Annotated in this window: 13 protein-coding genes; 9 read left to right on the top strand and 4 right to left on the bottom strand. The window is 29.8% G+C overall.

Translation table 11 applies throughout. The features are described from left to right. Nucleotide 1: 1 nt before the first annotated feature. Both panD and panC read right to left on the bottom strand, forming a co-directional pair. On the bottom strand, nucleotides 2-352 hold the full coding sequence (gene panD / locus BLU40_RS00850; protein WP_090118758.1) for an aspartate 1-decarboxylase: 351 nt from the start codon (nucleotides 350-352) through the stop codon (nucleotides 2-4). Nucleotides 353-390: 38 nt separating this feature from the next. Next, complete coding sequence (panC, locus tag BLU40_RS00845) at nucleotides 391-1,230, bottom strand: pantoate--beta-alanine ligase (protein ID WP_090118756.1); 840 nt, start codon at nucleotides 1,228-1,230, stop codon at nucleotides 391-393. 107 nt (nucleotides 1,231-1,337) lie between these two features. Between panC and BLU40_RS00840 the strand changes: the two genes are divergently transcribed. From BLU40_RS00840 to glmS, 3 genes are read left to right on the top strand one after another with little or no spacing between them, the layout of a single operon-like run. Continuing rightward, a complete protein-coding gene (locus BLU40_RS00840; RefSeq protein ID WP_090118755.1) occupies nucleotides 1,338-2,144 on the top strand; it encodes a glycogen/starch synthase in 807 nt (268 codons plus the stop codon). A 47-nt stretch (nucleotides 2,145-2,191) separates the two neighbouring features. Next, nucleotides 2,192-3,700: a DUF4270 domain-containing protein gene (locus BLU40_RS00835; RefSeq protein WP_175454721.1), complete on the top strand. Its 1,509-nt coding sequence runs from the start codon at nucleotides 2,192-2,194 to the stop codon at nucleotides 3,698-3,700. Nucleotides 3,701-3,705: 5 nt separating this feature from the next. After that, entirely contained in the window at nucleotides 3,706-5,559 is a 1,854-nt protein-coding gene (gene glmS / locus BLU40_RS00830) for a glutamine--fructose-6-phosphate transaminase (isomerizing) (protein WP_090118751.1), read from the top strand. Nucleotides 5,560-5,609: 50 nt separating this feature from the next. Here the strand turns inward: glmS and BLU40_RS00825 are convergent, their stop codons facing one another. Then, on the bottom strand, nucleotides 5,610-6,224 hold the full coding sequence (locus BLU40_RS00825) for an FAD-dependent oxidoreductase (RefSeq protein WP_090118749.1): 615 nt from the start codon (nucleotides 6,222-6,224) through the stop codon (nucleotides 5,610-5,612). A gap of 12 nt (nucleotides 6,225-6,236) precedes the next feature. Then, nucleotides 6,237-6,818 (bottom strand): MarC family protein, encoded by a 582-nt coding sequence (locus tag BLU40_RS00820; RefSeq protein ID WP_090118747.1) that lies wholly within the window; start codon nucleotides 6,816-6,818, stop codon nucleotides 6,237-6,239. Between the two features lie 91 nt (nucleotides 6,819-6,909). Between BLU40_RS00820 and BLU40_RS00815 the strand changes: the two genes are divergently transcribed. From BLU40_RS00815 to BLU40_RS00790, 6 genes are all read left to right on the top strand, one after another. Then, a complete protein-coding gene (locus tag BLU40_RS00815) occupies nucleotides 6,910-7,476 on the top strand; it encodes a DUF3109 family protein (RefSeq protein ID WP_090118745.1) in 567 nt (188 codons plus the stop codon). Nucleotides 7,477-7,557: 81 nt separating this feature from the next. After that, nucleotides 7,558-9,141, top strand: coding sequence for a tetratricopeptide repeat protein (locus BLU40_RS00810; RefSeq protein ID WP_090118743.1), 1,584 nt, complete (start codon nucleotides 7,558-7,560; stop codon nucleotides 9,139-9,141). A 259-nt stretch (nucleotides 9,142-9,400) separates the two neighbouring features. Then, complete coding sequence (locus BLU40_RS00805) at nucleotides 9,401-10,717, top strand: OmpA family protein (protein WP_090118741.1); 1,317 nt, start codon at nucleotides 9,401-9,403, stop codon at nucleotides 10,715-10,717. Between the two features lie 85 nt (nucleotides 10,718-10,802). Further along, nucleotides 10,803-11,336, top strand: coding sequence for a hypothetical protein (locus tag BLU40_RS00800; protein WP_090118739.1), 534 nt, complete (start codon nucleotides 10,803-10,805; stop codon nucleotides 11,334-11,336). Nucleotides 11,337-11,375: 39 nt separating this feature from the next. Next, nucleotides 11,376-12,572, top strand: coding sequence for a hypothetical protein (locus BLU40_RS00795; RefSeq protein ID WP_090118737.1), 1,197 nt, complete (start codon nucleotides 11,376-11,378; stop codon nucleotides 12,570-12,572). A 23-nt stretch (nucleotides 12,573-12,595) separates the two neighbouring features. Continuing rightward, nucleotides 12,596-14,071, top strand: coding sequence for a PLAT/LH2 domain-containing protein (locus tag BLU40_RS00790; RefSeq protein ID WP_090118735.1), 1,476 nt, complete (start codon nucleotides 12,596-12,598; stop codon nucleotides 14,069-14,071). The last annotated feature ends 33 nt before the right edge of the window (nucleotides 14,072-14,104 follow it).

Raw genomic sequence — 14,104 nt, 5'->3', positions numbered from 1 at the left:
TTTAGTTTAATAAATTGTTTTCTTCATTTGGAAACACAATTGCAGGCATAAATGTTTTTGCCTCTTCCAACTCCATACGTGCATAGGTTATTAGTATAAGAACATCACCTACAGCTACTTTACGTGCTGCAGCACCGTTTAAAGTTATTTCACCGCTGTTTCTTGGTCCTGGAATTGCATATGTTTCAAGACGTTCTCCATTGTTATTGTTTACAATTTGAACTTTTTCACCTCGAATTATATTTGCAGCTTCCATTAAATCTTCATCAATAGTTATACTACCAATGTAATTTAAATCGGCTCCAGTTACCTTAACTCTGTGAATTTTAGATTTTACTACTTCTATTTGCATAATGCAAAAATACTTTTTTTTAGTTAATTGGTTAATTTTTACAAACTTATATTATCAATAAGTCTTATTTCTCCAGCTAAAACAGCTATAAATGCTCTATATTTTTCGCCTGGTTGTTTTATACCTATTGTTTCAAGTGTTTTTTCACTTGCAATTTCAAAATATTCTAGTTCTAACAATGGCTGTTTTTCAAACTCTTGCTCAACCCATTGCATTATATCACTAGCATTTTTCGTGCCAAATTTATTTTTAGCCTCCTTAATTGTTTTATAAATAAAAGGAGCTACTTTCCTATGTTCTTTAGTTAGTCGTACATTTCTTGAACTCATTGCAAGACCATCTTTTTCTCTATAAATATCGCAACCAATAATTTGAACAGGAACTTGATAAAGTTCAACCATTTTTTTTATTATTTGAAGCTGTTGAAAATCTTTTTCGCCAAAGTAAGATTTTGTTGGAGTTACTATTTCAAACAATTTTTTAACAATTGTACCAACACCGTCAAAATGTCCTTTTCTATGCTTACCTTCCATTTGATGCTCTAAACCATCAAATTTAAATAGCTGAGATTGTATATTATTTGCATAAATTTCAGCTGCTGAAGGAATAAAAACCAAATCGCAACCCACAGATTTTAGCATTTCTAAATCACTATCCATTGTTTTTGGGTAGTTTACTAAATCTTCTTTTTTATCAAATTGAGTTGGATTTACAAAAATGCTTACAGCAACATAATCGTTCTCCGATTTTGCGTGTTTTATTAGCGACAAATGCCCTTCATGTAAAGCTCCCATTGTTGGCACAAAGCCTACCGAAGTTTCTTTTTTTAACGAGCTGATTTTTTGTTTTACAGATTTTATTTTAGCAAAAACTAACATAGTGTATTTGTTAATAAACGTTAAAAGCGTGCAAACTTACGTTTTTCAAGCGAATTTCTGTATAAATTTTCGTAATTTTGCATATTCTTTAAAGTATAAGATTTTTTATGAAAGATAAGAGAGTATTGTTTGTTTCTTCGGAAGTGGTACCTTATTTACCAGAAAATGAATTATCAACAACTTCATTTGAAGCGGCTAAAACCGTTCATAACAAGGGTGGCCAAACTAGAATATTTATGCCACGTTATGGTTTAATTAACGAAAGAAGACACCAACTACATGAAGTTATTCGATTATCTGGTATGAACCTAGTAATTAACGACATGGATATGCCTTTAATTATTAAAGTAGCTTCTATTCCTAAGGAAAGAATGCAAGTTTATTTTATTGATAACGATGAGTACTTCAAAAGAAAAGCTTTATTTTCTGATGAGGATAACAACTTGTTTGAGGACAATGATGAAAGAGCTATATTTTTTGCAAAAGGGGTTGTTGAAACCGTAAAAAAATTAAATTGGTCTCCAGATGTAATTCATGTTCATGGATGGATGGCGAGTTTATTACCTCTTTATATTAAAGAATACTATAAAGACGATCCTTTATTTGCCAACAGCAAAATTGTAACATCTGTTTATAATAATGGTTTTGAAGGAACGTTAGATAATGAATTTGTTAACAAAATAAAATTTGATAACATTGACGAATCTAAAATAGAATCTATTACTAAACCAACTTATACAAACCTTTTAATTAATGCTATTCAACATTCGGACGCTATTATTAAAGGAAGTGAAAAGTTACCTGATGAATTAGAAGAATTTTTAGGTACTACAAATAAGCCAACTTTAGAATTTGCTTCAGAAGAAGATTTTAAAGAAGCTTATACGGAATTTTACAAAACAAACGTTTTATAGTTAACTCAAAAAAATTGATTTATATGACAACAAGTGTTGCCAAAAATATGAAATACCTATGTCTATTTTTAATTACATTAGGTATAACTGTTTCATGTGAAAAAGATATAGAAAATGTTGGTGTAAACTTAGTAGACAATAATGCTTTCGAAACTGAATCTATTTCTGATTTCGATTTTAATTCTGCAAACAAAAATATTGAAAACGTAATAGCAAATAACTTAGGCACTTATTTACTTGGCGTTTATTCAGACAAAGAATTTGGAGAGTTAAAAGCATCATTTGTATCTCAAGTTAGCCTTCCTTATGTGGGTGAAACCTACGAAAACACGTATGGAGATGAATCTGCAATAGACTCTGTACTATTGTCAATTCCTTACCCATCAACATTAGATACTGTTGTTGGTGGAATTAATCAATATAGTATTGATAACTTTATAGGTAACGAAAACAATGAATTTCAATTAGATGTTTTTGAATTAAAAACATTTTTAAACACACTTAATCCTGAAAACCCAGCTGAAAGCGCTATTTATTATTCAGATAAAGAGTTTTTGAAAGGCGATAGTTTTTATTCAGATACTTTTAAATTAAATTCTAATGATACTGTTGCTTATATTAAAAGATATTTAGCAGACGGAATAACAAGTTACGATATAGATACTATTAAGCAAGATAATTTAAGTCCTACTATTAAAATACCATTAAACGAAAGCTTAATTCAACAACTATTTATAGACAAAGCTGGCGATTCTGAATTTGAGTCTCAAGAGAGTTTCACTGGTTTTTTTAGAGGGTTATACGTTCAGGCCAGTTCTTTAGGTAACAATTCACACCTAATGTCATTAGATTTAACTTCTGCAAAAATTTCTGTGTACTACTCTAAAACTCTAGACGAAACTGAAGATCAAGATTTAGATGGAGATGGAGTTAAAGGAGAAACTGGTGTTAGAGTTAAAAAAACAAACACCTATACTTTAAGTGGTGTAAAATCTAGTATTTACGAAAGAGATTATACTTCCTCTAAAGAAAGCGGAATGGATAGATTATACGTTCAAGGTGCTAGTGGAGAAGTTTCTTCTATTGAATTAAATATTACAGATACAGAATTAGAAGATTTACGTAATCAAAATTTACTTATTACAGAAGCTAACATTACGGTATACGTAGATTATAATGAAGCAAATAGCGATATAACTCCAGAAAGATTGTTTATCTATAATTTTGATGAAACAACACAAATAACTGATTATATTACAGAAGGTGAATCAGTAGTAGGTGGTCTTTTAGAATATGACGATGATGACAAACCTTATAAGTATGTTTTTAAAATTACAGATTATATTTCAAATTTACTAGACTCTTCAGATCCCGCAGACCTAGTTACTTTTGGAATTAAAACATATAATACAACAGATACGCCTACATCTTCAGTAAATACAACAATTAACAATTATAATTGGAATCCAAAAGGAGTTGTTCTTTTTAATGAAAATGGAGACAGTAACGGAGATAAAAAAATTGAATTAGAAATATTTTACACTAAACTTAATTAAATTGTATGTGCGGTATTACAGGTTATGTTGGATATAGAGAAGCTTATCCTATAGTAATAAAAGGACTAGAACGCTTAGAATATAGAGGTTATGATAGTGCTGGAATAGTACTATCTAACAACAATAATGGTATTGATCTATACAAAACAAAAGGTAAAGTTTCAGACTTAAAACAAATTGCCGAAGAAAAACGCTCAACATCTACTTTAGGCTTGGGTCATACACGTTGGGCAACACATGGCGTTCCAAACGATGTAAATTCTCACCCACATGTTTCAAATTCTGGAAATTTAGTAATTGTACATAATGGTATAATTGAAAACTATGACACCTTAAGACAAGAACTAATTACAAGAGGGTATACATTTCAAAGTGATACTGATACAGAAGTTTTAGTTAACTTAATTGAAGAAATAAAAACACAAAACAATTGCAAACTTGGTAAAGCTGTTCAATTAGCACTAACACAAGTAGTTGGCGCATACGCAATTGCTGTATACGATATTAATAAATCAAATGAAATTGTTGTTGCTAGACTTGGAAGTCCAATAGCAATAGGTATTGGAAAAGATAATAAAGAATTTTTTGTAGCTTCTGATGCTTCACCATTTATTGAGTATACGAGTGATGCCATTTATTTAAATGATGAAGAACTGGCTGTAATAAAATTAGATAGAGATATTAAAGTTTTTAAAATTGAAGATGATTCTACAGTTACTCCAAATATTCAAGAGCTTCAATTAAATTTAGAGCAAATTGAAAAAGGTGGTTATGAACACTTTATGCTTAAAGAAATTCATGAACAACCAGATGCAATTAGAGATACTTATAGAGGAAGACTTTTAGTAGATAAAGGCATTATTAAAATGGGTAGTGTAGATAATAACATTACTAAATTTTTAAATGCTAAACGTATTATAATTGTTGCCTGTGGTACTTCTTGGCACGCAGGTCTTACTGCTGAATACTTATTTGAAGATATTGCAAGAATACCTGTAGAAGTTGAATACGCATCAGAATTTAGATACAGAAACCCAGTTATAAATAAAGACGATATTGTAATTGCCGTTTCACAATCTGGTGAAACAGCAGATACTTTAGCTGCTATTAAATTAGCTAAATCTCAAGGAGCATTTGTATTTGGAGTTTGTAATGTGGTTGGTTCATCTATAGCTAGAGAAACCAACTCTGGAGCTTATACACATGCAGGTCCAGAAATAGGTGTTGCTTCAACAAAAGCATTTACAACACAAATTACTGTTTTAGCTTTAATAGCTTTAAAACTAGGTAATCTAAAAGGTGAAATTTCAAACTCAGCATTACATACTTATTTACGCCAAATGAGTTTAATACCTGATAAAGTTACTGAACTATTAAAAATAAACGATAAAATTGAAGCAATTGCTGAGATATACAAAGATGCCCCTAACTGCCTTTATTTAGGTAGAGGATATAATTTCCCTGTTGCATTAGAGGGAGCTTTAAAACTTAAAGAAATATCATATATTCACGCAGAAGGTTACCCTGCTGCAGAAATGAAACATGGACCAATTGCTTTAATTGATGAATCTATGCCTGTTGTAGTTATTGCAACAAGAAAAGGTCACTACGAAAAAGTGGTTAGTAATATTCAAGAAATTAAATCTAGAAAAGGAAAAATAATTGCTGTAGTTATGGAAGGTGATAAAACTGTAAAAGAAATTGCAGATCACGTTATTGAAATTCCAGATACGCTAGAACCTTTTACACCATTACTAACAACTATCCCTTTACAACTATTATCTTATCATATTGCTGTAATGAGAGGTTGTAATGTAGATCAACCAAGAAATTTAGCAAAATCTGTTACGGTGGAATAAACAATAACAAGTACATATATAAAAAAAGCCAGCTTAAAAGCTGGCTTTTTTTATTCTATAACATCGTGTATCATAGTGTGTTTTCCTTCATTCCAAAGTGTAAGAATATCAGTTCCAACCTGTGCTCCACTTCCAGCGGCAATTGCATATTGGCTTCTCCACCCAGCAATAATTCCAGCAACATAAAGCCCTTCATCTATTAAATGATTAAAATTACGTAACATAATTTTATCTTTTTCTATAGGCATTTGAATATGAGATTCAACAAACTGTTCAAGCCCTACAATATTAATCATTTTAGAAGGCCCAACTGCAATCACAACAATTTTAGCTTTATAACTATTTTTATTTGTAATTACCTCAGATGTATTATCCTCAAATCTTTTTATTTCAATAACCTTTTCAAAATGAATTTGCTCAATGTGTGAATAATTTTTTGACAATTGAGTTAATCCTTCATTTAAAATTTCTGTCCCTTTTGTCCCCTTTTTAAACCCTAAAACATTATTTAGTTCAGCATTATTTAAAGCTGAAGCTTTTTGATGTGCAACAATTCCAATTTCTTTTCCTTCAGCAAAAGGTTTTCCTTTAGCCGAGCCTAATATTAAAGCGCAAGACAAGCCTGCAGCACTTCCACCGATAATTAAAACATCAAAATTTTTCATTTTTTTAAATTTTTAAGAAAACAATCCTTGAATATTAGTGGTAAATAATTTTACAGATATAGCCAATAAAATTACCCCAAACACTTTTCTAATAATATTAATACCAGTTTCTCCAATAAACCCTTCAATTTTTTCTGAAGTTTTTAAAACTATGTACATAAATATAATGTTTATAACAATAGCAATTCCAATATTAACAGCACTAAACTCTGCCCTTAAAGATAATATTGAAGTTAAACTTCCTGGTCCTGCAATTAACGGAAATGCTAACGGAAATACAGAAGCTGTTACCGGATTAGTAGAATCTTCTTTATAAAGTGAAATACCTAAAATCATTTCTAAAGCCAAAAAAAACAAAATTAGCGACCCCGCAACGGCAAATGAATTAACATCAATTCCAATTAAATTTAAAATACTTTTTCCTAAAAACAAAAAAGCAATCATAATTACACAAGCAACAATAGATGCTTTTTCCGATTCTAGTTTACCTATTTTTTTACGTAAATCAATAATAATTGGTACGTTTCCAATAACATCAATTACAGCAAACAATATCATTGTTGCAGTAAGAATTTCTTTAAAATTAATATCCATTTCTTTACTATTTAAAATTTGGTCGGCAAATGTATATAATCAAACCTAATTTATAACAAATGTATGTAAAAAAATAGTTTATTTTTGCCATATGTTTCAATTAGGAAAAACCATAGTTTCAGAAGATATTATTGAGAAAGAATTTGTTTGCAATTTAGCTGCTTGTAAAGGAAAATGTTGTGTTGATGGCGAAGCTGGAGCACCTTTAGAAGAAGAAGAATTACAAATTTTACTTGATACTTACCCAAAAGTTAGACCTTTTTTACGTGAAGAAGGAATTAAAGCAATTGAAGAACAAGGCCTTTTTATGACAGAAGATGGAGAATATGAAACTCCACTTATTGATGGAAAAGATTGCGCTTTTGTTATTTTTGATGATAAAAATACTGCTAAATGTGGTATCGAAGAAGCTTATAATCAAGGTGAAATAAATTGGAAAAAACCAATTTCATGTCATTTATACCCTATTAGAATTATGGATTACAGTGAATTTTCGGCTGTAAATTACCACAAATGGCCAATTTGTGATGATGCCTGTAGTTTAGGAAAAGAGTTGCAAGTACCTGTTTACAAATTTGTAAAAGAAGCTTTAATTAGAAAATTTGGTAAAAACTGGTATACTGAACTTGAAAAAGTAGCCGAAAACTATAAAAAATAAAAATTTTATAACTCTAAAATTTGTTTGATTTAAGTCTTGTTTTGTATTTTTACTGAAAATGCTAACCCGCAATCTTAAGTCATGTTAAGAACTCATAAACTGATAGTTACAATAATATTTTTATTATTACTTCAAAACTCATTTGCTCAAAAATTAACTAAAAAACAAATAGACAGCACTTATAATGCTTTAACAGTATTACCAAATAGTATTCAAAAAGTTGAAGACTTAATTTCGTTATATAAAAAATCTATTAAAAGTAGACTTATTGATGAATCTATAATTGATGAAGCAAAAAATATATCTGAAGAAATTGCTTATTTCGACGGATTAGCTAAATGTTATAATAGAAAAGGAATTGCAGCACGAATTGATTTCGATTACACAAATTCAGTCTTATTTCATAAAAGAGCATTAAATTACCTACATAATAGTACAGATTCGTTATTAATATCCAAATGCCTTTTAAACTTAGGTGTTACTTACCGAAAATTAAACCTAGAAAAGGAAGCCTTCGAATACTATTTTAAAGCATTAAAATTTTCAGAAAAAATTGATGATAGAATTGGGGTTACCATTTCGTTAAACGGTATTGGTAATGTATTTTTAAATACCGAGCAATACGACAAGGCTCTATATTACTTAAAAAAAGCATTAGCTGTTGAAATTAAAGCAGGAAACCCTCGAGGAGAAGAGTATGGCCTTTTAAATATAGGTGAAACTTTTTTAAAAATGAAGCAATATGACTCTGCATATTACTATTTTGATAGGTCATTAAAACTTGCAATTAAACATCCTCGAAGGGAAAGTTTAGCTATTAAATACTCAAAATTAGGCTGGTTATATCAATCAAAAGGTGAATATCAAAAATCTTTAGATTATTACAAATCTTCAATTCCTTTATTTGAAAAATACAACAATGTTAGGTATTTAAGTAACACACTAATAAACATTGGTAAAAATCAATTAAATTTAAAAAAATACAATCAAGCACATGAAAATATTTTATTAGGTCTAAATGGTGCAAAAGCCATAAAATCCAAAGAAAATATAATGCTTGGTTATAATGCATTAGTTGATTATTACACACTAACCAACAATTATAAAAAAGCTTTAGGCGCACATAAAAATGCCACTGCTTTTCATGATAGTATTGTAAATGAAGCTTCACAAAAAAGAATTATAAGTACACAAATTGCTTATGAAACGGCTAAAAAAGATAAGCAAATACAAAAACTAGCCATTGAAAAAGAACAAAGTGAAAAAAATGCCAAATCTAACTTTAACAGGCTTATAATTTTAGGAATTGTAGGTGTGCTAGTATTGCTGTTTTTAGGTTATCTATTGTATTTGTATAGACGAAATTCGGATCTTGAAATTGAAAATTTAAATTCTGAACTTAAAAATTACATTCACCAAGTACACGAGCTTAAAGACAAAGCTAACAATAAGCAGTTCGATTCAACCGAAAATTTTGAAGAATTTGGACTTTCTAAACGTGAAATTGAAGTTTTCACACACATTACTTCTGGTTTAAGTAACGACGAAATTGCAACAAAAATGTTTGTTTCTAAAAACACAGTAAAAACACACATTAAAAACATTTATTCAAAACTAGATGTTAAAAATAGAATTCAAGCTATGAAAAAAGTTAGTGCTATTTAGCAGTATTCTTTGCTTTTTTTTAAGTAAAAACTAAACTCTTTCTTTAAGTAAAGACATTTTATTTTTAAACTTCCATTATTTTCTAACTTTTAATTACAAAAAATTAAAATGTTAGTAAAATCAATACCTACACACATAATATCACCCTAAAGGGTTACATAAATCATCCTTTTAAATGACCTAATTTTCCCTGTTTAGATATAATTTAGCCTAAGAATTAATCAACAAATTAATCGCTAAAAATCTAAAAGAAAAAATTATGAAAAACCAACAATCAAAATTCAAAAACAAACTCCTATTTAAACTTTTATTAGTAATAGGATTACTTTTTGCGGCACCTCAACAAGTAGAAGCACAATTTTTCAAAAACTTAAAAGAAAAAGCAGAAAAGAAAATTAAACGAGAAGCCGAAAAAAGATCTGAACGCAGAGTAAATAAAAAAATTGATAAAACTTTTGATGATGCTGAAGATATACTTGACGGAAAGAAGAAGAAAAAGAAAACTACCAAAAAAGAAAAAGCTTCAAAAACCAAAACAGATAAAAACAGTAACAACATAAATGAAGTTAAAAAAGATAAAGTAAAGAAGCCTAATGTTTCTTGGAGTCGTTTTGATTTTGTACCAGGTGATACTGTATTGTTTGAAGATGGACCAAATATTAATGAAGATAATGGTGAGTTTCCTTCACGCTGGGATATAGTTAAAGGTAACTGTGAAATAGTTAATGTGAATGGCGAAAATGTAATTGCTTTTCCAAAAGGAGGTACAATTATTCCATATTTAAAAAACAGTAAAAATGACTATCTCCCTGAGGTGTTTACAATTGAATTAGATGCCTGGTTTTATACAGATACAAATCAGCGAGACTTTTATATATCTTTCTATGATAAAAAAAATCAACGCCATGATAATTCTAATTATAAATCGGTAAGAGTAAATAGTTTCTCAGCCAGTTTTGACAATAGTTATCAAGTAATTCCAAAAGTAAACACTAATGGAATGTGGAGACATGTATCAATTGCATACACAAAAGGAAAACTAAAAGTATATCTCGATGAAACTCGATTAATAAACATTCCTCATATGGAAGGAAATCCAACAGGAATCACAATCGAATTCAATGGTTATTCTGCTGATAAACCAGATCAACTTCAGTACATTAAAAATGTTAGCATTGCCAAAGGCGGTGTAAAATATTATGACCGTGTACTTTCTGAAGGTAAAATTATTGTTAACGGTATAAAATTCGATGTTAATAAGGCTACTTTAAAACCTGAAAGTATGGGGCCAATCAACAAAATTTATCAGTTAATGCAAAAGAATACTGATATCAATTTTAGTGTTGAAGGGCATACTGATAGTGACGGTAGTGACGAAGCTAATATGACTTTATCTAAGGCAAGAGGAAAATCTGTAATGAACAAGCTTATTGAAATGGGTATTTCGGCAAACAGATTAAAATCTAATGGTTTTGGGGAATCTAAACCTATAGATAATAATAGTACTCCAGAAGGAAAAGCTAACAATAGACGTGTTGAGTTTGTAAAATATAGCAGTACTGGAAATTCACAATAAACACTACCAGCAGCAATTCACTATTTGATAAGCTAAATAAAAAATCAATTTCATCTTCAGAAGAATAGATATTAAAAATTAAATTATGAAAAACACAATTAAATTATTAACAGCAGTACTCATTATCGCATTCACATTTACATCGTGTGATGAAGACGACATAAAATCAATTGCAGATGTAACTGTTGAAACTTCTTTAAGCGAAACCTTCGGCTTAAATTTTAAAGCAGAAACTCAAGAAGAAATAAACGAATCAATGACTATTAATTTAGCAGATAACAATTCAATTGCTGAATATTTAAACAAGCTTAAAAAAATAAAAATCACAAAAATAACTTACGAAATCACAGAATTTTCTGGAGATAATTATACCGAAATGAATGTTGGTTATTATATAAATGGAAATACAATTGTTGCACCAAAAAATTACAATGTAAACGATTCTAAAGGTGTAGAATACGAAATAATAGATTCTGATATTTTACAAACAATTTCAACAACATTATTAAATAACAAACAAGTAACACTTGAACTTAAAGGAGATTATCAAAGTTTACAAAATGCTACAGGTAAAATTACTGTAACAGTTTATTTTGAAGCAACAGCTAATCCTTTATAAAAAGTTGTAAAACAAATTAATTTATTTAAAACAAAAACAATGAAAAAATTAACAATTATACTAGTTGCAATATTTAGCTTAAATCAAATAACAGCACAAATAGAGCTTTCAAGAAATATAGAAGAAATAACAAAAGATGTACATAATGCAAATTCTGAAGATAATATTCTAGAGACTTTAAATCTTGAAATTGATGATTTTGAAGTTGAAAATGAAATTTCTTATGAAGAAGAATTTGAATTAGACAACGAACAAGATGTTTTAGACATGTTTGGAGATCTTATTAAAGCTAGAAAAAATAGAGAAATTCCAAAATCTATATGGGATAATTTTAACGTTGGTGATCTTTTACATGGAAATATTAATGCAGATGGTAGCATTAACATTGAAGGATTTATTGGAAATATACCAATGCCAGACGCTGATTTCGACTTAGATATTGGTTCTGATGTTGGAGGCAACAGAAATAATAGGTCTTACGCAGGTAGCGGTTATGGAAGAAATAAAGGAAGTGGTGTTGGTGATCTAAACAACCCTACAGGCAACTATGGAAATAAAGATTTTAATGGTGTTCCAGGACAAGGTCATGATTTTAATGGCGGAACAGGTTCTTGGGATGTAAACGCAACTCATACTTCATCAAAAAATTCTAATGGAGATACTACAACTTCATTTTTTAGTCATACATCATCAGTAAGTAACGATAGTGGTTACCATTCTGAAACTAACAAACAACATTACAATAATGGTGACGGAACTTGGGTAACAACAGTAAATGTTTCACAAACTCAAGCTGATGGTAGCAACGCAACCTCTAATAAAACTGTAACTAAAGACGAAGATGGAACGGTAACTACAACAACTACGGTTACTAAAACCGATTCGGATGGTAACGTAGTGAGTGAAAAAACTACTGAGAAAAAAGAAAAAAAGGAAGAACAAAATTCTGGAGATCCAAGAGAAGACCATGAAAATGGAAATCCTCCTCCTGGACCAATAGAAATACAAATGGCAATATTTAGAGCAGTTACTTTAAACTCAATGGCAGGTGGAAGCATTGGCGGAGACGCAAATGACCCAAGAGGCGATGCTAATACAACGGCAACTGGTAACGGTGTAATGAAAATTAATGATGGATCTACACTAGGTAATATGAAACCTAAAACAGCAGGTGGAAAAATTAATCTAAATAAAGTTCATAAAAAACAACAGGTTATTAAAACAATAAAACAATAAATTCTAATATAAAAACAAAAGCTATGACATTTATTATTAAACACAAACCGGTAAACAAAATGTATAAGGTTTCAAAAATGAAACCAAAGCAACTCAAATCAAAAAAACGCAAGTCTCTAAAAACAAAAGCACCATCATTGTTGCAAAATCGTTTACGTTTAAGTAAAAAACAAATAAGTTTCTTAAATGAAGTAGAGAGTTCTCAACCACAACCAGAAAACACTCATTTAATACCTGGACTTCATTTCTTAGGATGCGGTTACAACATTTTTGGTTCGTATGCAGATGAAAGCGCAATTTTAGAACGTTTAATTGACCCTAATAAAATAAAACAATGGGGTACAACTCCACAGGGAAGTAAAACTTACGCCCATTGGCCTTTTGTAAAATTTATAAAAAAATCTAAAGCTCTTTCACAAACTTTTAGTGGTAAAAATTTAGATAGTATGTGCAAAGAAATGACCAAAAAAGCTGGAATATCAGGCTCTTATTGTGGATTTCAAGGTTCTGTGAATTTAGATACTTATAAATCCGTTTCTAAAAGCTACTATCACGAATGGTATAGAAAGCTATCAATAATACAAAAATGGCAGCTAACATTAGATAACCCTACACAAATACGAAAATTCCTTTACCCTAATGTTGCAAAAGCTATTAACAATTGGGAGCCAAACAAACTTTTTAAAAGATATGGCCTTTATTTTACCGATGGTGTTATTTTAGGTGGAAAATTTAGTTATACTTCTGCTATTGATACTTATAAATGGGCTTCAAAAGACGAAATGAATTTAGCTGTTAAAGCAAGCTATTTTTCATTTGTTAAATCATCTGCAAGTTACACTTCAACAACCATAAAAAACAAATACGAATCAAGTTCTGAAATTGAAATAGAAACTGTTGGTGGTGATAATATAGTTGGTGGTGATAGTATTTCAAACAGTCAATCATATCAAAATTGGAAGAACTCAATCAAAGATGAAGATATTACTCTTATTGATTTTACTGATGGTGGAGGCTTAACGGGAATTTGGGAATTGGCGAGCACTCACAGCCGTAGATCTTATCTTCAACAAAAGGCACGTGAATATGGGGAAAAGATGGAAGACAAATACGGATTTAATCCATTAGGAGGTAGAAAACTAGTTGACTACGTAATTAAAATAAAAACAGGAAACTCTAAATACGATGATACAGATGCCAAAGTTCTAGCACGTTTGGTAGGTATAGATCGATTAGGAATAAGACGTGTTGGCTTGTGGGAAAATTTAGACACCGTTAAAAATGATAGAGAGAGAGGTAAAACAGATGAACATTATATTGATAAACACGAAGACTTAGGCGAATTAATACAAATAGAATTATATCATACTGAAAAAAAAGATGCCTGGGTGTGTGAATGGGTAGAGATTAAGAATAAAACCAATGGAAAAACCTATTCAGCTAGAGTTAATAAAAAATTCAAGCACAATAAATCATTAATATCATTAACTGAAGAATAACTTTATGTTTAAGCTCGCTTAAATGTTTGATTT

Source organism: Lutibacter oricola (assembly GCF_900106565.1).
Classification (GTDB): domain Bacteria; phylum Bacteroidota; class Bacteroidia; order Flavobacteriales; family Flavobacteriaceae; genus Lutibacter; species Lutibacter oricola.
The sequence above is the reverse complement of the archived record's forward strand: the minus strand, read 5'-3'. Positions and strand labels throughout refer to the sequence as shown.